The sequence below is a fragment of the Curtobacterium sp. MCPF17_011 genome (assembly GCF_003234145.1).
In the GTDB taxonomy this organism is placed as follows: Bacteria; Actinomycetota; Actinomycetes; order Actinomycetales; family Microbacteriaceae; genus Curtobacterium.
In genome coordinates this window covers 53,655-74,089 of record NZ_QKSK01000010.1, presented here as the reverse complement: position 1 = coordinate 74,089, position 20,435 = coordinate 53,655, and the positions used below count along the sequence as shown (strand labels likewise).

Annotated in this window: 13 protein-coding genes; 9 read left to right on the top strand and 4 right to left on the bottom strand. The window is 68.6% G+C overall.

Annotation, left to right across the window (positions count from 1 at the left end; genetic code table 11):
- Positions 1-76: 76 nt before the first annotated feature.
- The 6 genes from DEJ25_RS13065 to DEJ25_RS13040 are packed head-to-tail and all read left to right on the top strand — an operon-like array spanning position 77 to position 7,681.
- Positions 77-1,780, top strand: coding sequence for an ABC transporter substrate-binding protein (locus DEJ25_RS13065; RefSeq protein ID WP_258366501.1), 1,704 nt, complete (start codon positions 77-79; stop codon positions 1,778-1,780).
- Positions 1,777-2,757, top strand: coding sequence for an ABC transporter permease (locus tag DEJ25_RS13060; RefSeq protein ID WP_111044939.1), 981 nt, complete (start codon positions 1,777-1,779; stop codon positions 2,755-2,757). The genes DEJ25_RS13065 and DEJ25_RS13060 overlap by 4 nt, the downstream gene beginning before the upstream one ends.
- Before the next feature lie 58 nt (positions 2,758-2,815).
- Positions 2,816-3,745 carry an ABC transporter permease gene (locus DEJ25_RS13055; protein ID WP_111044938.1) on the top strand — a complete coding sequence of 310 codons (930 nt, stop codon included), beginning with the start codon at positions 2,816-2,818 and terminating at the stop codon, positions 3,743-3,745.
- Entirely contained in the window at positions 3,742-5,622 is a 1,881-nt protein-coding gene (locus tag DEJ25_RS13050) for an ABC transporter ATP-binding protein (protein WP_258366500.1), read from the top strand. The genes DEJ25_RS13055 and DEJ25_RS13050 overlap by 4 nt, the downstream gene beginning before the upstream one ends.
- Positions 5,619-6,491, top strand: coding sequence for an alpha/beta fold hydrolase (locus DEJ25_RS13045; RefSeq protein WP_111044937.1), 873 nt, complete (start codon positions 5,619-5,621; stop codon positions 6,489-6,491). Before DEJ25_RS13050 ends, DEJ25_RS13045 begins: the two co-directional genes overlap by 4 nt.
- Positions 6,492-6,499: 8 nt before the next feature.
- On the top strand, positions 6,500-7,681 hold the full coding sequence (locus tag DEJ25_RS13040) for a glycoside hydrolase family 1 protein (RefSeq protein WP_375334563.1): 1,182 nt from the start codon (positions 6,500-6,502) through the stop codon (positions 7,679-7,681).
- A gap of 189 nt (positions 7,682-7,870) precedes the next feature.
- Here DEJ25_RS13040 and DEJ25_RS13035 read toward each other — a convergent pair whose 3' ends face one another.
- Both DEJ25_RS13035 and DEJ25_RS13030 read right to left on the bottom strand, forming a co-directional pair.
- Positions 7,871-8,995: an acyltransferase gene (locus tag DEJ25_RS13035; protein ID WP_111044936.1), complete on the bottom strand. Its 1,125-nt coding sequence runs from the start codon at positions 8,993-8,995 to the stop codon at positions 7,871-7,873.
- Complete coding sequence (locus DEJ25_RS13030) at positions 8,992-10,356, bottom strand: hypothetical protein (RefSeq protein ID WP_111044935.1); 1,365 nt, start codon at positions 10,354-10,356, stop codon at positions 8,992-8,994. The genes DEJ25_RS13035 and DEJ25_RS13030 overlap by 4 nt, the downstream gene beginning before the upstream one ends.
- 75 nt (positions 10,357-10,431) lie before the next feature.
- Between DEJ25_RS13030 and DEJ25_RS13025 the strand changes: the two genes are divergently transcribed.
- Positions 10,432-11,838 carry a polysaccharide biosynthesis tyrosine autokinase gene (locus DEJ25_RS13025; RefSeq protein ID WP_111044934.1) on the top strand — a complete coding sequence of 469 codons (1,407 nt, stop codon included), beginning with the start codon at positions 10,432-10,434 and terminating at the stop codon, positions 11,836-11,838.
- Complete coding sequence (locus DEJ25_RS13020; protein WP_111044933.1) at positions 11,835-12,407, top strand: hypothetical protein; 573 nt, start codon at positions 11,835-11,837, stop codon at positions 12,405-12,407. The genes DEJ25_RS13025 and DEJ25_RS13020 overlap by 4 nt, the downstream gene beginning before the upstream one ends.
- Positions 12,408-12,504: 97 nt before the next feature.
- Here DEJ25_RS13020 and DEJ25_RS13015 read toward each other — a convergent pair whose 3' ends face one another.
- Positions 12,505-12,933 carry a DUF3060 domain-containing protein gene (locus DEJ25_RS13015; RefSeq protein WP_111044932.1) on the bottom strand — a complete coding sequence of 143 codons (429 nt, stop codon included), beginning with the start codon at positions 12,931-12,933 and terminating at the stop codon, positions 12,505-12,507.
- Positions 12,934-13,031: 98 nt separating this feature from the next.
- The gene (locus DEJ25_RS13010; protein ID WP_111044931.1) at positions 13,032-17,987 is read right to left on the bottom strand and encodes a hypothetical protein; all 4,956 of its coding nucleotides are present in this window, start codon (positions 17,985-17,987) and stop codon (positions 13,032-13,034) included.
- Positions 17,988-18,568: 581 nt separating this feature from the next.
- Between DEJ25_RS13010 and dnaK the strand changes: the two genes are divergently transcribed.
- Positions 18,569-20,434, top strand: a complete 1,866-nt coding sequence (gene dnaK, locus DEJ25_RS13005; RefSeq protein ID WP_110903752.1) for a molecular chaperone DnaK — start codon at positions 18,569-18,571, stop codon at positions 20,432-20,434.
- The last annotated feature ends 1 nt before the right edge of the window (position 20,435 follow it).

Sequence of the window (20,435 nt, the reverse complement as noted above, 5' to 3'; positions counted from 1 at the left end):
GACTGCGACTTGCGCACCGCGATGTAAGCGCATACATTGACCCTCGTACCCACTCGACACGGAGGTCGACCGAGCAATGACGCTTCCCCCACAGCGCACCCGCCGTGCTCGCCTCGCCGCTGCCCTCGCCGGCATCGCGGTCGTGGCCCTCACGGCGACCGGCTGCAGCATCCAGGTCCGGTCGGAGCCGGACCCGAGCATCGGCAAGGACACGATGCTCATCAACGCCGACCACGGCAACCCGCTGTTCGACCGCAACTTCAACCCGTACATCACGAACGCCCGGACGGCGTCGAAGTGGATGTACGAGCCCCTCATCGAGGTGAACCCCCTCGACGGCAAGCGGAACCCGTGGCTCGCCAGCTCGTGGGAACAGCCGGACGCGAAGACGATCGACATGACGATCCGCCGGGGTGTCGAGTGGTCGAACGGTGACGCGTTCACCGCGAAGGACGTCGTCTTCACGTTCGACCTGCTGAAGAAGTTCCCCGCGATGGACGTCAAGGGTGCCTGGCAGCACATCGACACGATCGAGCAGCAGGGGGGCCACGTCGTCTTCCACCTGAAGTCCGAGGACGTCCCGAGCCTGACGATCATCGGCCAGACGTACATCCTCGGCGAGCGGCACTGGGGGAAGGTGAAGGACCCGACGACGTGGCGGGACCCGAACCCCATCGGCACCGGCCCGTTCGTCCTCGGCAACTACACCGACCAGCAGTACTCGATGGACAAGAACCGTCGGTACTGGCAGGCGGACGAGATCGCGATCAAGCACCTCATCCTGCCGGCGACGAACACGCAGCTCGACACCGTGACCCGCGGCTACGACTGGTCGTACTCGTTCATCTCCGACGTCGAGGGCACGTGGGGCGCCGCGTCCCGCACCAACACCTGGTGGTTCCCGCCGGGGGGCGTGATCGGGCTGATCCCCAACCTGACGAAGGCGCCGTACGACGACGTGAACGTCCGCCGGGGCATCTCGCTCGCCCTCGACCGCGACGACATCGCCGAGACCGCGACCGAGGGCAACCTCACCGCCGCGGCCCAGACCGGCCTGATCCTGCCGAACCAGGAGCGGTACGCGAACCCGGACATCCCCGACAAGGGCATGGTGACGCAGGACGTCGCCGCCGCGAAGGCCGCGTTCGCGAAGTCCGGCTGGGTGGAGCAGGGCGGCAAGATCGTCAAGGACGGCAAGCAGCTCGCGATCACGATCACCACCGCGAACGGCTACGCGGACTGGCTCCGTGCCGCGCAGGAGGTCCGCCGCGACCTCACCGCCATCGGCGTCGCGGTGACCATCAAGGCCCCGCAGCCCGCCGGGTACCAGCAGGCGATCAACAACGGTGACTTCGACATGGCGATGGGCGGCATGGGCAACGGCGACGTCTACCAGGCGTTCAACTCGCTGATGTCGACCGAGTTCTACCAGCCCGTCGGCAAGCCCACCGTCAACAACTACGAGCGGTACCGGGACCCGGCCACGCAGCGCCTGCTCGACGAGTACAGGGCGACGACCGACACCGCCCGGCAGCAGCAGATCCTCGACCAGCTGCAGACGATCGTGTACGACCAGCTGCCCGTGATCGGCATGTACCACGGCGGCCTCTGGGGTCTGTTCAACACCGGCAAGTTCGTCGGCTGGCCGAGTGCGGAGGACCCCTACATGGCCCCGCAGAACTACGACTCGGCACCGCTGCTCATCTTCACCAAGCTCCGGCTGCGCGACAGCGCCGCAGGGCGCGCGATCGTCGCGACAGAGAGCGAGCAGGGCAAGTGAAGTACATCCTCCAGAAACTCGTCCTCTTCGTCCTGACCCTCTGGGCCGCGGTCACGCTGAACTTCGTGCTGCCGCGCCTCATGCCGGGCAGCCCGAGCGACGCGGCCCTCGCGAAGCTCAGCCAGAACGGCCCGGTCACCGACGCCACCCGCAAGGCCATCGAGGCGCAGCTCGGCGTCCCGACCGGGAACCTCTGGGACCAGTACGTCAGCTACCTGCACCAGGTCGTCACCCTCGACTTCGGGACGAGCTACACGTTCTACCCGCAGCCGGTCGGCGACCTGGTCGGGAAGGCCCTGCCGTACACGCTGATCCTGGTCGGGGTCGTGACGATCCTGGCGTTCGTCCTCGGCACCCTGATCGGCATCGCGGCGGCCTGGAAGCGCGGCACCTGGCTCGACTCGCTCCCCACCCTGTCCGGCAGCTTCATGTCCACGTTCCCGTACTTCTGGACGGCGCTGCTCCTGCTGTTCTTCCTCGGCTACGTCCTGCACTGGTTCCCGACGACCGGCGCGTACTCGGCGACGACCACGCCGGGCCTCTCCGGAGCGTTCGTCGGTGATGCCCTGCAGCACGCGGTCCTGCCGGCGGTGACGATCCTGGTGACGAGCCTGGGCGGCTGGATCATCGGCATGCGGAACGCGATGATCAACACGCTCGGCGACGACTACGTGACCTTCGCCGAGGCGAACGGCCTGCGCGGCCGGACCGTCGCGATCCGCTACGCCGCGCGCAACGCGATCCTGCCGAACCTGACCGGCTTCGGCCTGGCCCTCGGTGGCGTGGTCGGCGGCTCGGTGCTCGTCGAGCAGGTGTTCGGCTACCCGGGCATCGGCTACCTGCTGTTCAACGCCGTCATCGGGCAGGACTACCCGCTCATGCAGGCACTCTTCCTGATGATCACCGTGTCGGTGCTCATCGCCAACTTCATCGTGGACGTGCTGTACGGCGTCCTGGACCCGAGGACGCGCCGATGACCCGCAACTCGCGACGAGCGGCGTGCCCCGCTCACAACCCCCACCCGAGGACGCGCCGATGACCACCGTCGCAGTACGTACACAAGAAGAAGCCCAGGCGCCGAGCAAGCTCAGGTCAGCCGCTCGCCAGTTCGGCGTCGTCTGGTCGAACACGAAGGCCCGGATCGGCATCATCATCCTGGCCGTGTTCGTCCTCGTGGCGATCCTGGCGCCCCTCCTCGCCCCGTACGGCGCCAGCCAGAACGGCTCCGCACGGTCCGCCGACGCGACGCCTGACCACTGGATGGGCACCACCGCAGCCGGCGAGGACGTCCTGTCGCAGCTCATCTACGGCGCCCGCATCTCGGTGATGGTCGGCGCCGTCGCGGGCATCCTGTCCACGCTCGTCGCCGTCGCGATCGGCCTCAGCTGGGGCTACGTCCGCGGCTGGATCGCCGAGGTCATCGGGTTCGTCGTGAACCTGTTCCTGGTGATCCCGGGCCTGCCGCTCATGATCGTCATCGCGGCGTACCTGCAGAACGGCGGCATCGCGGTCATCATCGCGGTGATCGTGGTGACGGGATGGGCCTGGGGAGCGCGCGTGCTCCGCTCCCAGACGCAGTCGCTGCGCGGCCGGGACTTCGTGACGGCCGCACAGTTCTCCGGCGAGGGGGCGACCCGCATCGTCTTCCGCGAGATCCTGCCGAACATGACGTCCCTGATCGTCGGCAGCTTCTTCGGGGCCGCGACCAGCGCGATCCTGGCGGAGGCGGGCCTGGAGTTCCTCGGCCTCGGCGACTCCTCGATCGTCAGCTGGGGCACGATCCTCTACTGGGCGCAGAACTCGAACGCGCTGCTCACCGGCCAGTGGATCCTGCTGTTCGCCCCGGGGCTCTGCATCGCCCTCCTCGCGATGAGCCTCACCCTGATCAACTTCGGCGTCGACGCCGTGTCCAATCCGCGGCTGCGCGAAGGCGCGCGCCCGAAGCGCAAGGAGGCGACCGCATGAGCGGCGCACGTCCCGTCCCCACCACCGGACTGGAGGCACGCACCGGCGCCGCCACGGGCCTCCCGTCCGACACGTCCCACGGAACCGCTGGCTCCGCCGGATCCGCAGGATCCGACGTCCTGCTGGACGTCCGCGACCTGTCGGTCGTCTACGAGTCGTCGGGGCAGACCGCCGTCCAGGCCGTCGACCACGTGTCGTTCTCCCTCCGGAAGGGCGAGTTCGTCGGGCTGGTCGGGGAGTCCGGCTCCGGCAAGTCCACGCTCGGCTACGCGCTCACCCGACTGCAGAAGCCCCCGGCGCGGACGAACGGCGGCAGCATCGTGTTCGCGGGGAAGGACATCCGCGACCTCGGCGACGAGGAGCTCCGGCAGCAGCGGCAGGGCGGATTCGCGATGGTGCTGCAGTCGGGCATGAACGCGCTCAACCCGGTGCGGAGCATCCGCAACCACTTCATCGACGTCTTCACGGCCCACGGCCACGTCCCACGCGAGCGGTGGGACAGCCGGATGCGGGAGCTCGTCGGCAAGGTGAAGCTCCCCGACTCGATGCTCGCGCGGTTCCCCGGGGAGCTGTCCGGCGGCATGCGCCAGCGCGTGTCGATCGCGCTCGCGCTGTCCCTCGAGCCGCAGCTCATGGTGTTCGACGAGCCGACCACGGCGCTCGACGTCCTCGTGCAGCACGCGGTGATGGACACGATCATCGAGCTGCAGCGGGCCGAGGGTTTCACGGCGGTGCTCATCAGCCACGACCTCGGCATCGTGCTCGAGGCCACCGAGCGCGTCCTCGTCATGCACGAGGGCCGGATCGTCGAGGACGGCGGTTCGCGCGAGGTGCTCCGTGCCCCGCAGGACCCGTACACGCAGATGCTGCTCTCGCACTACGCCGACCCGCGCGCGTCGGTCGTGAGCCTCCCCGGCTTCCCGGACCGCTCGCTCCGTGCCGCGTCGGGTGAGAAGCGCCAGCAGGCGACCTCGTCGTTCAGCACGGTCGGCTCGCGGGAGCGCAGTGCGGCACGCAATCCGATCGTCGTCGACCACCTCGTGAAGACCTACGCTCCGCCCCGTCGTGGTGAGGACCCGGTCCGCGCCGTCCGCGACGTGTCGTTCACACTCGAGCCGGGGCAGTCCCTCGCGCTCGTCGGCCAGTCGGGCTCCGGCAAGTCGACCATCGCGAAGCTGCTCACCGGCGTCGAGAAGCCCAGCTCCGGCACCGTCCGGTTCGGCGACCTCGACGTCGCGAAGCTCGGACGCCGCGGCATGCGGGACCTGCGCTCCGAGGTGCAGATGGTGTTCCAGGACCCGTACTCGGCGCTCAACCCGCTGCACACGGTCGAGTACACGCTCACCCGCCCGGTCGTGAACTACACCGGGCTCCGGGGCAAGGACGCTCGGCGTCGCGTACTCGAACTCCTGGAGACCGTGGGCCTGACGCCCGTGGAGCAGTTCGCGCAGAAGCTCCCGCACCAGCTCTCCGGCGGGCAGCGGCAGCGCGTGGTCATCGCCCGGGCGCTCGCCAGCGACCCGCAGGTGATCATCGCCGACGAGCCGGTCTCGATGCTCGACGTGACGCTCCGCGCCGGGGTGCTCGCGCTCCTCGAGGACCTGCGGGAGCAGTGGGGCGTCTCGCTCCTCTACATCACGCACGACCTGTTGAGTGCCCGGCTCATCACCGACGACATCATGGTGCTCCACGACGGCGCCGTGGTCGAGCGTGGCCGGACCGCCGACGTGCTGCAGCACCCGCAGGACGACTACACGGTCGCGCTGCTGGACGCCGTGCCGAACCCGCGGCGCGCGGTGGAGCTCGAGGGCGTCGCGAAGCGGCGTGCGACCCCAGCGCCGAGCGAGCCTGCGCGCTCGGTGGATGATGCAGTATGACGAACCTGCATGCGTTCCCCACGGTCCCGCCGTTCGGCCACCTGCCCACCCCCGAGGGCGTCGACGTCGTGGGCATCGACCTGCCCGTCGGCCGGCTCACCGCCTACCGCGTCGTCCCGTCGGGTCCGTCGAAGGGCGTCGTGCTCGTCGTCCCCGGGTACACCGGCTCGAAGGAGGACTGGTGCACGTTCATGCCCCTCCTCCGTGACGCCGGCTGGACCGCGGTCGCGATCAGTCGCCGCGGGCAGGCCGACTCGGCAGCGCCGGGCTCGCCCCAGAGCTACACGCTCGACGAGGAAGCCGCCGACGTGGTCCGCGTCGCACGCCTGCTCGACGACGGCGCTCCCGTGCACCTGATCGGGCACTCGCTCGGCGGCGTGATCATCCGCGCCGCCGCGATCGCGTCGCCTCGCTCGTTCCGGTCCGTCGTGCAGTTCTGCTCCGGACCGTACGGCTGGCCCTACCGCAAGGTCACCGAGCTGACGATCATGCACGACACCGGTGGGAACAACCGCACCCTGTTCGACGCCACCAACCCGCTGTGGGCGTACCGCCCCGACGAGGAACTCCCCGACGACGTCCGCATGGTCCGTGAACGCTTCGACGCCACGAGCCCCCTGAGCATCGTCGCCGGCGGGCACATCCTCGAGGACCACACCGACAGCTCCGCCGAACTCCGCGCCACCGGGCTGCCCGTCCTCGTCACGCACGGCGAGTGGGACGGTGCCTGGCCGATCCCGTGGCAGCGCGCCATGGCGACCGACACCGGCGCCGAGTACGAGGTCATCCCGGCGAGCTACCACGGACCGCAGATCGAGAACCCGCAGGGAACCGTCGAGGTCTTCGACCGGTTCTTGTCCGCCCACTGAAAGGCACCATCATCACCACGCTGCACTTCCCCGACGGCTTCCTCTGGGGTGCCGCCACCGCCGCCCACCAGATCGAGGGCAACAACGTCAACAGCAACTGGTGGGTGCACGAGCACGAACCGGACACCACGATCGTCGAGCCCTCCGGCGACGCGGCCGACAGCTACCACCGGTACCGCGAGGACATCAGGATCGCCGCCGACCTCGGCCTGAACTCCTACCGGTTCAGCATCGAGTGGTCCCGCATCGAGCCCGAGCGCGGGTTCGTCAGCCGCGCCGAGGTCGACCACTACCGCCGCATGGTCGAGGCCTGCCACGAATTCGGCCTCGAGCCGATCGTCACCCTCATGCACTTCACCGTGCCGCGCTGGTTCGAACGCGACGGCTTCTGGCGCGCACCCGACGCCGCCGACCTGTTCGCCCGCTACACCGAGGCGGCGCTCCCCATCGTCCAGGACGGCGTCCGGTACGTGTGCACGATCAACGAGCCGAACATCGCGGCGATGCTCGCCGGCGGTGAGGACGCCCGGAACCTCGTCGCCTACGGCCTGCCGAACCCGGACCTCGGCGTCGCCGACGCGCTGCTGGCCAGCCACAAGCGGTCGCGAGAGGTCCTGTCACAGGTGTCGGGCCTCCAGTCCGGGTGGACCATCGCGACCCAGGCGTTCCGCGCCTCCGGCGAGCCGGGGTCCGAGGAGATGCTGCGCGAGTACGGGTACCCGCGCGACGACTGGTACCTCGAGGCCGCTGCCGGGGACGACTTCCTCGGCGTGCAGGCCTACACGCGCACGTTCATCGGCGCTTCCGGCCCGTTGCCGGTCGCCGACGATGTCGAGACCACGCTGACCGGGTGGGAGTTCTACCCGGAGGCCGCCGGTGACGGCATCCGCAGCGCGTGGGAGCTGTCCGGCCACGTCCCCGTGATGGTGACCGAGAACGGCATCGCGACCGCGGACGACACCCGCCGGATCGCCTACACGCAGGGTGCACTCGAGGGCATCCACCGCTGCATCGAGGACGGCATCGAGGTCCTCGGCTACCAGCACTGGTCGCTCCTCGACAACTACGAGTGGGCCTCCGGGTTCCGGCCCACCTTCGGGCTCGTCTCCTGGGACCGGGAGACGTTCGAGCGGACGCCGAAGCCGAGCGCGCATTGGTACGGCGGCGTCGCGAAGGCCAACGCGATCTGACGCGTCGCGGCGGACGCCTCCCGGCCCGTCCTGGAGGCCCGTCCTGCTCCCGACGCCTCGGTCACGTCGCCGACGTGGTCCTGCGGGCGTCGCGCCAGGTCCACGGCGGCCCGCGACGTCCGCGGCGTCCACGAGGAAGAGCCGCCTCACCCGGACCGATCGACGTGACTCCCACCGCCCGGTGCGGCGTCATCCGGTCCGATCCCGGTGGACGCCGTCGAGGATCCCGCCGCCGCCGGTAGCGGTGACTTCCGGTTCTCGTCGCCGCGTGAGGCGCTGCGACAGGCGCAGCAACGGGCGGTCGACCCACTTCCAGACGGCCACCGACGCCAGGACGGACCCGCACGCGGCGAGCAGCCCGACGACTGGCCAGCGTGCGGGGTCCGCGAGCATCGGTACGCGTGTCAACGCGGCGATCAAGACCGGTACGACGACCGGGTGCGTCAGGTAGAGCGCGTACGACGCGTCTCCGAGGAGCAGCAACCGCCGACCCACCAGACGCCGCCACCAGGTCTCCGCGACCACGGCCGCGAGGATCGCAGTGGTCGCGACCGGCAGGAGCAGCGCGTGCGCGACGGGCGCACCGCTGATGCCCTCGACGACGACCCAGCACATCAGCGTGCCGAGCAGCCGGACGACGAGCGGACCACGGCGACGGTCGCGGGTCCACTGTCCGACGGCCATCCCTGCGACGAAGCACAGGACGATCGGGTCCGCGTGGAACTGCCACGCTGGCCACGGGTCGGGACGTGCGACGGAGAGCAGTGCGAGCACGGCCAGGACCACTGGCACGAGGGTCGCGGGTCTGGTCCGCAGGGCCAGTGCGCCGGCGACGACGACGTAGAAGAGCAACTCGTGCGAGAGCGTCCACTGCACGGTGTACAGCGGTTGCACCAGGCCGTCGGCGCCTCGTGCAGGGAGGAAGAGGTAGCTCGCCACGATGTACCACGGGTCGACGGCAGCGCGCACAAGCGACGAGGGGGCGATCACGACGAGGAGCAGCTTGATCGTGGTCATCGCCCAGGCGAGCGGGACGATGCGGGCTGCGCGCCGGAGGAGGAACCTGCCCGGACGGACGTCGTCACGGGACGTCACGATGACCGCGACGAACCCGCTGATGGCGAAGAAGACGGCGACACCCGCGACGCCCACGGGGAGTCGGGGGACGTCCTCGTGGAGGCGCTCCTGGACGTAGATCGGGACGTGTGACACCACGACGAGCATCGCTGCGAGGAACCGCAGCGCCTGGACGCCGGTGAACCGCACGGTGGTCGCGGGATCGATCGGTGCCGCCTTGTCGATGGGCCGGTTCATGTCGGACTTCCTTGCTGGGCGGAACGGTGGAACAGTGGGACGTCGTCGCGGAGGGGAGGTGACGGGTGTGCGGACGCTGCCGATCCGTCGCCGCTCGTTCTCCTGTTCGTGCTGGCACCCGCGCTCAGGCTGGCGCAGAGGAGGATCCAGAGGAGCGGGGTGCCCAGGTCGGGGATGGCCACGGTCTTCGCCACCAGGAGTGCCAGGAGGCCGACGGCGGCCGGTACGGTCACGCGCGACCGCAGGCCGGTGCGGACGGCGCGGAAGAGGGCGAACGAGAAGAGCGCGGTGCCCACGACGCCCACGGTCGAGAGCAGGGTGACCACGAACGACGACGCGCGGTTCCCACCCAGACCCGCCCCGAGGCCGCCGGTGTCCCAGAAGACCCCGAGGCCGACCCCGTCCGCACCGCTCCGTGCCAGCTGGGACTGGCTCCCGAGCTTGCCGGTGGCCAACTCCACGGCCGGCTCGATCAGGTCTCGCCCCATCGTCATCGCGGTGATGAGGACCGCCAGCAGCCCGAGGACGACCCACGGCGCGCCGCGACCGCCGTTCGCGGCGAAACGCGCCACGAGCACGATCAGTGCAGTCCCCGCGACGATGCCGGTCGTGACGAGGGCGGTGCCCGAGGCTGAGCCCAGGAGCAGCGTCCCGGCACCGACGGCGAGTGCTGAGCAGGCGACCCTCGTCGCGGGACGGTCCGCGAGGAGCGCTCGTGCGGTGGCGTACGCCGCGACCCCGGTCGCGAAGGCCGCGAGCTCGCTCGGCTCGTTGAAGACGCCACGCCACCTGCTGTCGGTGTCGGCGTAGTAGGTCTGCAACGTGTCGAGGAAGGGTGCCAGGACGTCGAGCCCCGCCTGCCGCAGGGCGCTCCGCACGAGGCTGCCGCCCACGCCGACCCACGTGGTGACGGTCAGTGCGAGCGGAGCGGTCCGGGAGCGGATGAGGAAGGCTGCTGCGCCCAGTGCACTTGCGAGGATCAGCGACTGCGCGAAGTTGGTCGTCGTGTAGCCGAGTGGTGTGAGCGCCGAGAGCTGGCGCTCGACACCGCCCCGGGGCGTGAGCACCGGGACGCCCGCGAACACCCAGGGCGCCATGACGGTCCACGTGAGCGACCACACCGCGAATCCGACCAGCACGGTGAGGACGGGCGTCGGGCCCGCCCGACGTGGTTCCACGAGGAAGGCGACGCCGGCGACGGCTCCGACACACACGAAGATCGGCACCGGCTGACCGACCACGAGCCCGGCCGAGGAAGGGAGCCCGGCGGCGCAGCCGAGAGCGACCGCGACGAGGGCGCGCCGCCGGAGCAGCACGCCGAGGAGCGCGCTGCTGATGAGGACGGCGCCGAGGATCGTCATCTTTCCCTCTCAACTGTTTGGGATATACTATAGGTTGTATATCAGCCGTTCAAGCCCCTTTCCGAAGGAATCGCCATGTCGCTCGCACAGTTCCTGGCCGTCATCCGTCGACGGCACTGGTTGCTGACCATGCTCACGTTGCTGGGTGTGACGGGCGGGGTGACGCTGTCGCTCCTCGCGACGCCGCTCTACCGCGCCGAGGCGCAGATGTTCGTCTCGGTGGACGGCGGTTCGACCGCGAGCGACCTGAGTCAGGGCGGGTCGTTCTCCGAATCCCGGGTGGCGTCGTACGCGAAGCTCTCGACCTCGACCGCGGTCCTCCGCGCCGCTGCTCGGGAAGCAGGAGTCGAAGCCGCTCCGTCCGAGCTCGAGCGAGCGGTGCGGACCACGACGAGTGCCGACACCGTCATCATGTCGATCACGGCGACGCAGCCCGACCCCGAGAAGGCCGCCGCGCTCGCGGACGCGATCGCCGCACAGACCATCGAGCTCGTGGGGGACATCGAGAAGACGGATGCGCTCGGCGAATCGCTGGTGAAGTTGAGCGTGTACCAGAAGGCCGAAGTGCCGACCGCGCCGGCCTCACCCCGCGTGCCGGTGGACATCGCGGTCGGCGCCCTCATCGGTCTCGCCCTCGGCATCGGCAGCGCCCTGCTCCGCGAGACGATGGACACGAAGGTGCGGAGCGTCGACCAAGTGGCGTCCGCATCGGGGAAGAGCGTCCTCGCGGAGATCCCGGTCTCCGACGACATCGCCACCATCGCCCTCACCAGCAGCGGAGGGCAGTTCTCCAGCACAGCCGAGGCCTACCGCCAGCTGCGCACGCACCTGACCTTCACGAACCTCGACGGCGACTGCCAGGTCATCGTGGTCACGAGTTCGCTCGCCGGTGAGGGGAAGTCCACCACCGCCGCCAACCTGGCGCTCATGCTGGCGCAGAACGGCCACCGGACGCTGCTCGTGGACGCCGATCTCCGGCGGCCGTCCGTTGCGGACATCCTGGGCATCGAGAGCAGCGTCGGCCTGTCGACCGTGCTCGCTCACCAGGTCGAACTCGACGACGCGATCCAGGTGGTCGGAGAAGGCGGGCTCCGCGTCCTCACCTCCGGCCAGGTGCCGCCGAACCCGAGCGAGCTCCTCAGCTCCCGGCAGATGCAGCTCGTGGTCCAGACGGCGTCGGTGTCGTTCGACTACGTCATCATCGACGCACCGCCCGCGCTTCCCGTCACGGACCCAGCAGTGCTGGGGGCCTCGGCGTCGGGCGTGCTGTTCGTCGCCTCGGTCGACGGCCGGGTGAAGATGGGCGACATCGGGCGGGCAGTCAGCAAGGTCGACGCGGTCGGGGCTCGAGTGCTCGGCGTCGTCGCCAACCGCGTCCGTGTCGGGCACCGACCGGAGTCGTACTCCTACTACGCCACTGCTCGTCCGCAGAGCGAGAGCCCGCGGCGGGCGCGGCGTGCGGCGGTCGAGGGAAGACGATGACGCCCGCTGTGCCGCCCCGGGTGCTGTTCGTATGCGAGGGGAACATCTGCCGCTCCCCGTACGCCACGGTGGCGTTCTCCGAGCTCTGGTCCGCGAGGGACGACACTCCTGCCGTTCCACTCAGTGCCGGGACGAGGGCACCGCTCGGCGCCGGGGCACACGAACAGCTCCGCCGCTTCTTCGTCCAACCGCGGAGCCTGGCACAGCTCGATGCTCACCGGTCCCGACGGATCGACGCGGCGCTCATCCGCAGCGTGGATGTCGTGCTGACGATGGAACGCGGACACCGGCGCGACGTACTCGCGCTCGTTCCCGGTGCCCTCCGGAGGACATACACCCTGGGCGAGTTCGCTCGGGTGGCCCAGGCGGCGACCGAGAGCGACGTCCGGTTGCACGGGATGTCCCTCGACGACGTCGTGGGACGGTTCCGCCTCGCCGCTCGGGGAGCCGTGGACATCACGGATCCGGTCCGGGGTGATGCCAGCGACTTCGCCGACATGGCCCACACCGTGGATGACGCTCTGAAGCGTGTGGTCGCGCTGCTCCACGCGGTCGCTCCACGTCCCTGACATCTCGAAGTGCCGGGGAGCGGCCCCGTGACTGCTCCGTACACGAGAAGGGGCCCCGATCGTTCTGGCGATCGGGGCCCCTTCTCGTGCACGGAGCTCAGCGGTTCACGACGTTCTTCGCTCCGGAGTCATCGATCTCCGGCTTGGACGTCGTCGTGATCTCGTTGGCGTCCCCGGTCACGGTGATGGACGCGACGTCCTTGGCGGTGATGCTGTTGATCGCGCCGGTCACACGGAGTTCCTCGGCGTCGCCCATGACGATGCGAGCGTTCGAGGTCGTGATCACGACCTTCGCGCAGTCGGGAACGGTGACCTCCTTGTTGTTGAGGTCAGCCACTCGGGCTACCCCGTCGGAGCAGCGCAGCGTGGCCTTCTCGAGCTCGGGCGGCGGGGCCGTGGTGATGTCGGTCGGAGTCGGCGTGCGGGTGGGGCCCGTCTCCGATGTGGCGTTGCTCCCGGAACAGCCGGTGAGAGCGGCGGCGAGGGCGAGGGTGAGAGCGGTCGTGGTCAGGATCCGGGTCGACATGATGGCCCTTCGGGTCTGGTCGGTCGTCGTGTGGTGGTCCGGGCGGGACGTCGCTCGGACGTCCCGCCCGGACCGGGGGAGTGTCAGCTCAGCTCAGGTCAGGGGGCCACGTTGACGCCCAGCTGCTGCTGGTTGAACTTGCCGCCCTTGGTGAACTGCTGCACGAACAGCTGGTAGCTGCCGGCGGGGAGCGCCACGTCCGGGTCAGCAGTCATCGACCAGTCGGTCGTGCCGCTGAGCGTCGTCGTGGCGAGGTCCGCGGTGATGCCCGAGCCGTGCAGTGCGAGCAGCGCTCCGTCCACTGCGATGCCGGTGAACGTCTGACCCTTCGCGGCGATCTGGCTCCCCGGTGTCGGGGTGAGCACCGTGGGTGCGGTGTTCGGTGCGTACTGCAGGGTCACGTTGGCGGGGTCGGAGGTCTTGCCGTCGGTGGTCTGGGTGACGGTGAAGGCCTGGTCGCCCCAGCCGACCTTGGCGGGGTTGACGGAGAGGTCGAACGCGCCGGAGGCGTTGGCCTTGCCGGTCGTGACGACGCCGTTGCTGTTGGAGATGGTGATCGCCGCGTTCGCGGTGACGCCGGAGCCCTTGATGTGGGCCCACTGCTTCACGTTCTCGGGGAAGTACCCCTCGACGTTGGCCGGCGTCGCCGGCTTGGCGTCCTTCACGGTGACGACGATCGGGGCGTTGTTGAACTTGCCGCCCTTGGTGTGCTGGTTCGCGAACAGCTGGTAGGAGCCGATCGGGAGGGTGATGGCGGGGTCAGCCTGCAGGGACCAGTTCGTGGTGCCGTTGAGCGTCGTGGTCGCCAGTTCGGTGCTGATCCCGGCGCCCTTGAGGCCGATCAGTGCGCCGTCGACACCGGTGCCGGTGAAGGTCTGCCCGGTGTTGATGATCGTGCCCAGGTTCGCCGGGGAGGTGAACGTGGGTGCGGTGTTCGGTGCGTACTGCAGGGTCACGTTGGCGGGGTCGGAGGTCTTGCCGTCGGTGGTCTGGGTGACGGTGAAGGCCTGGTCGCCCCAGCCGACCTTGGCGGGGTTGACGGAGAGGTCGAACGCGCCGGAGGCGTTGGCCTTGCCGGTCGTGACGACGCCGTTGCTGTTGGAGATGGTGATCGCCGCGTTCGCGGTGACGCCGGAGCCCTTGATGTGGGCCCACTGCTTCACGTTCTCGGGGAAGTACCCCTCGACGTTGGCCGGCGTCGCCGGCTTGGCCGACTCGACCACGGTGACGGTGGACCTGCCGGATGAGGTGAACGCGCCGAGGTTGCTCGTACCGCTCACGGTGAACGTGGCGTCACCGGTGCCAGCAGCCGTGCCCTCGATCGGCAGGCTCCAGCGGGCCTGCTGTCCCGTGTCCGCTGTCCAGCCGTGCTTGGTGTTCAGCGTGACGACGGCCTTCGCGCCGCCGTCCTGCACCGTGACGGTCGCGGTGGCATTGCCGTCGCTCTTCCACTGCCCGTTGGGGTCGAGGTACTGGCTCTTCGAGGTGCCGTCGACGAACTTCGTCCCGGCAGGCGCAGTCACCTTGAACGTGGTGTCCTGCAGCGACGTGAGCGCGTCGGTTGCCTCGAGCCCGAGGAACAGGTCCTTGGTCTCGCCGACCTGCATCGATGCGTCGAAGCCGAGTGCGTCGGTCTTGACGCCGCCGTTCTCGACCGTTGCCGGTGCGACCGCCACGGTGATGTCACCGTGGCCGATGACCGGGGTGGTGCCGTTCGCCACGATGTCGACGCTGCCGCCGGTCAGCTCGGCGCCGCCCTTCTGGCCCTCGAGGACCTGCAGCTTGAACTGGATCTTCCGGAAATTGTCCTCCCAGGTCTGGTCTCCGGCGATGGTTGCCGTCTTCCCGTCCTCTGCGACTGAACCGGACACCACGGCGCCGCTGCCCCCGGCTCCCTGGGCCGCGACGAACTTCGTGCCCTCAGGAGCGTGGAGCGTGACCTCGCCCTGCTTCTTGGAGGAGATCGACCCCGACACCCAGTCGGTCGTCGATCCGGCCGAAGTCGCTGGCACGTCGAACGTCACCTTCGCACCGGTCTGGACGGAGAACGTCCCTTCCGCAGCCACGTCCTCCTGCCCGGCCTTCTTGATGGTCGCAGTTCCACCAGTGATCGTCGTGTCCGGCGCCGCGTCGTCGTTCACGCGCAGCTTGAACTGGATCTTCCGGAAGTCATCAGCCCATGTGTTGTCACCCGGGAAGAACGCGCTCTTCCCGCCGTCGCGGATCTGCCCGACGATCGTGGATCCGCTGCCCACACCCAACGCTCGTGCTTCGACGATCGTCGTGCCCGCGGGTGCCTTCAGCTCAAGCTCACCCGCGGCGTTGCTCGACATGGAACCATCGACCCAGTCTGTCGTTGTGCCGGGAGCGGCGACCGGTACATTCGGGAACGTGACCGTTGGCTGCTCGACCACGGTGATGTCACCGTGGCCGATGACCGGGGTGGTGCCCTCCGCCACGATGTCGACGCTGCCGCCGGTCAGCTCGGCGCCGCCCTTCTGGCCCTCGAGGACCTGCAGCTTGAACTGGATCTTCCGGAACGTGTCCTCCCAGGTCTGGTCTCCGGCGATGGTTGCCGTCTTCCCGTCCTTTGCGACTGAACCGGACACCACGGCGCCGCTGCCACCGGCTCCCTGAGCCGCGACGAACTTCGTGCCCTCAGGAGCGTGGAGCGTGACCTCGCCCTGCTTCTTGGAGGAGATCGACCCTGACACCCAGTCGGTCGTCGATCCGGCCGAAGTCGCTGGCACGTCGAACGTCACCTTCGCACCGGTCTGGACGGAGAACGTCCCTTCCGCAGCCACGTCCTCCTGCCCGGCCTTCTTGATGGTCGCAGTTCCACCAGTGATCGTCGTGTCCGGCGCCGCGTCGTCGTTCACGCGCAGCTTGAACTGGATCTTCCGGAAGTCATCAGCCCATGTGTTGTCACCCGGGAAGAACGCGCTCTTCCCGCCGTCGCGGATCTGCCCGACGATCGTGGATCCGCTGCCCACACCCAACCCTCGTGCTTCGACGATCGTCGTGCCCGCGGGTGCCTTCAGCTCAAGCTCACCCGCGGCGTTGCTCGACATGGAACCATCGACCCAGTCTGTCGTTGTGCCGGGAGCGGCGACCGGTACATTCGGGAACGTGACCGTTGGCTGCTCGACCACGCTGACGGCCGACGTGCCGGACGCGGTGAACGCGCCGCGGTTGCTCGTACCGCTCACGGTGAACGTGGCGTCACCGGTGCCAGCAGCCGTGCCCTCGATCGGCAGGCTCCAGCGGGCCTGCTGTCCCGTGTCCCGTGTCCAGCCGTGCTTGGTGTTCAGCGTGACGACGGCCTTCGCGCCGCCGTCCTGCACCGTGACGGTCGCGGTGGCATTGCCGTCGCTCTTCCACTGCCCGTTGGGGTCGAGGTACTGGCTCTTCGAGGTGCCGTCGACGAACTTCGTCCCGGCAGGCGCAGTCACCTTGAACGTGGTGTCCTGCAGCGACGTGAGCGCGTCGGTCGCTTTGAGGCCGACGTAGAGGTCCTTCGTCTCGCCGACCTCCATCGACAGGTCGAACCCGACGCCATCGGCCGCGACGCCACCGTTCGAGGACTTGCCCGGGTTCACCGTGATCTCGACGGTGGTGCGGTTGTAGCCCTTACTCGTCGTGGCGACGACGAGCTTGTACTCACGATCCTCGAGGCCGTCGATCGGGATGCCCCAGCTGCCGTTGTCCTTGTCGGCCTGCATCGACCCGAGGATCGTGCCCTGCTTGCCCTTCTCGTAGACCCTGATCAGCGAGTTCTGCTGCGACACACCGGTGAGCAGGAGCGTGCTGCCCGGTTCGAGCACGAAGTCGTCTGCCGGCGACGTGATCGTCGTGCCCGCGCCGTAGTCGACCTTCAGTTCCGTGTGACCGTTGTCCTGGCCACGGACGACCTGCACGACGTCGAGGGTGTCGACACCGGTCATGTTCGGGGCATTGACCGTGGTGCTCCACTCGCCCCCGCCGTTGACGGTGTCGTAGCCCACGACACTGTTGCCGCGGCGCACCTCGACCTTGGTGCCCGGCGTCGCAGTGCCGCTGATCTGTACGGTCTTCTCGGGGTTCTCGAGATCGAAGGTGTGCTTCGCAGTGACGTCCTGGACCTTGAGTGCGACATCGAGTTCCAACTCACCGAGTTCGGTGCCGCCCTTGAGCGCACGGATCTGTACTGCGTTCGATCCGAGAGCGAGCTTGTCGAGTGTGAAGGTGAACGAGCCGTCCGCGCCTGGAGCGAAGGCCTTGGTCGTCGTGCCCCACCGGATCTCGACGAGGTTCGCGTCCGTCGGAACGTACCCGCTCAGGCGCGCCGTGCCCTTCTCGACGTCGGCGTCGAATGCGTTGGCGCTGAGGACCTGCGGAAGGTTGACCTTGGTGCGTTCTCCGCGGTCACCAGACCAGATCGTCGCCGTGGTCGCGGTCGAGGGGACCCGGTCGAGGACAGCTCCGCGGACCCAGCCGTCCGAGCCAGCGGTCAGTGTCTGGTAATCGCCCCCCGGGGTGTCGTCCCTGGACACGTGGATGGTCGCGCCACTGCTGCCCGCGTTCGTGGTGAGGGTCCGCTGACTACCCTTCTTCCCGACCGAGACCTCTGTGAGGGCGGGGTCGTGGAGCGGCACGGTCGTCTGCACGCCATCGGCAGCCTGACGAACCCGCAGGGTCCTGCCGGCCGTGTCCGACCGAGGAGCTTTGCGCGAGTACTTGTACTCTGCGGCCGAGGTGAGCCACTTCCACTTGGCGCCGTTGTCCGCGCTGGTCCAGATGTCCCAGTTGCCCTCGGTCGTGCCGGAGATCGTGAACGAGTCCTCGGTCTTGTCGTAGGACGACGACGCGGTGAACGGTGTCGAGATCGGTACCGACGACGAGACGTCGAAAGACGTCCAGTTGGTGGAGTTCGCCGGGGCGGACTGGCCGGAGAAGCGGACGATGACCGAGCGCTTCGGGCCAGGAGTGTCGACCGTCAGGGAGGGCGAGTAGTACCACGTGTGCGAGCCGCCCCAGAATCCCCCCGTGCCGGTGCCGGAGTGCGAGCACAGCATCTTGCGATCCTGGTCGGACAGTGTGCAGTTCTCGAGCCCCGCACGCCCTGACAGCGGTCGATCGAATCCCACGATCGCGTCGTTCGCCGAGAAGTGCGTTCCGCTGGGTGCGGAGAACTCCCAACGAAGATCCTTCGTATGGCTGTCCGAGTGGATACGGAAGGCAGGATGCACTCGTTGGGTCTGACCGACTGTGAACGGAACGACTGACGAATCGAGACTGCTCCACGGGCCGCTCGACTCGGCCGACGCCGCGGGACCGATACTCAAGCTGGCGGCGAGGGTGGCTGCAGCGACGCCGGTCGCGGCCGCAGCTCGAGGGAATGCTTTCATAAGAGTGAGGTGTCTTTCGGATCGGGCTGCACCGGTGGAGCAGCGAATGTCAGATAGAGAATATCACGTTGATGAAGGCCGGTATGTGGGGCTGCCCAGCCGCCTTGCGTCGCTTGGACGCAACTTCCAACTCCGGAACTTGACCGGCCTCTGGATGGGAGTAGAGTTGAGTCCAAGGGACGCAAGTCTGTAGACGTCAGCACCACGCGTCGGACCTCCCGGCACCCAATGAAAGGAAGTACCTCCCCATGGGACGTGCAGTAGGAATCGACCTCGGAACCACCAACTCGGTCGTCAGCGTGCTCGAGGGCGGCGAGCCCACCGTCATCGCGAACGCCGAGGGCCTCCGCACCACGCCGTCGATCGTCGCCTTCACGAAGGACGGCGAGGTGCTGGTCGGCGAGACCGCCAAGCGCCAGGCCGTCACGAACGTCGACCGCACCATCGCGAGCGTGAAGCGCCACATCGGTACCGACTGGAAGGTCGACATCGACGGCAAGAGCTACACACCGCAGGAGATCTCGGCCCGTACCCTCGGCAAGCTCAAGCGCGACGCCGAGCAGTACCTCGGTGAAGACGTCACCGACGCGGTCATCACCGTCCCGGCGTACTTCAACGACGCCGAGCGCCAGGCCACGAAGGACGCCGGTGAGATCGCCGGCCTCAACGTCCTCCGCATCATCAACGAGCCGACTGCGGCCGCACTGGCGTACGGCCTCGACAAGGGCAAGGAAGACGAGCTCATCCTGGTCTTCGACCTCGGTGGCGGCACGTTCGACGTCTCCCTGCTCGAGGTGGGCAAGGACGACGACTTCTCCACGATCCAGGTCCGCTCGACCTCGGGCGACAACCGCCTGGGCGGCGACGACTGGGACCAGCGCATCGTCGACCACCTGGTCAAGAAGTTCAAGGACGAGCACGGCGTCGACCTGTCCACGGACAAGATCGCCAAGCAGCGCCTGAAGGAAGCCGCCGAGCAGGCGAAGAAGGAACTGTCGAGCCAGCTGAGCGCCAACATCCAGCTGCCGTACCTCACCCTCACGGCGAACGGCCCGCTGAACCTCGACGAGACCATCTCGCGCGCCCAGTTCGAGCAGATGACCTCCGACCTGCTCGACCGCACGAAGAAGCCCTTCAACGACGTCATCAAGGAGGCGGGCGTGTCGGTGAACGACATCGCGCACGTCGTCCTCGTCGGCGGCTCGACCCGTATGCCCGCCGTGGCCGAGGTCGTCAAGTCGCTGACCGGTGGCAAGTCGCCGAACCAGGGCGTCAACCCGGACGAGGTCGTCGCCGTCGGCGCCGCGCTGCAGGCCGGTGTCCTCAAGGGTGAGCGCAAGGACGTCCTGCTCATCGACGTCACCCCGCTCTCGCTCGGCATCGAGACCAAGGGCGGCCTGATGACGAAGCTCATCGACCGCAACACCGCGATCCCGACCAAGCGCAGCGAGACCTTCACGACCGCTGACTCGAACCAGCCGTCGGTCGCCATCCAGGTCTTCCAGGGCGAGCGCGACTTCACGCGCGACAACAAGGCGCTCGGCACCTTCGAGTTGACCGGCATCGCTCCGGCGCCCGCGGGCATCCCGCAGATCGAGGTGACGTTCGACATCGACGCCAACGGCATCGTGCACGTGTCCGCGAAGGACAAGGGCACCGGCAAGGAGCAGTCGATGGTCATCTCCGGCGGCTCGTCGCTGCCGAAGGAGGACATCGAGCGCATGGTCCGCGAGGCCGAGGAGCACGCCGCCGAGGACAAGGCCCGCCGCGAAGCCAGCGAGCGTCGCAACCAGGCCGAGCAGCTCGCGTACTCGATCGAGAAGCTCATCAAGGAGAACGACGAGAAGCTCCCCGCGGACGTCAAGTCCGAGGTGCAGGCCGACGTCGACGCGCTGAAGTCCGCCCTCGCGGGAGACGACGACGACGCGGTGAAGACCGCCTTCGACAAGCTGAACGAGTCGCAGGGCAAGATCGGCCAGGCCATCTACGCCCAGGACCAGTCGGCCGCCGCCGCCGGTCCGGAAGCGGGCGCGGAGGGCCAGACCGCCGGTGACGACGAGGACATCGTCGACGCCGAGGTCGTGGACGACGAGGACGACAAGGACAAGAAGTAAC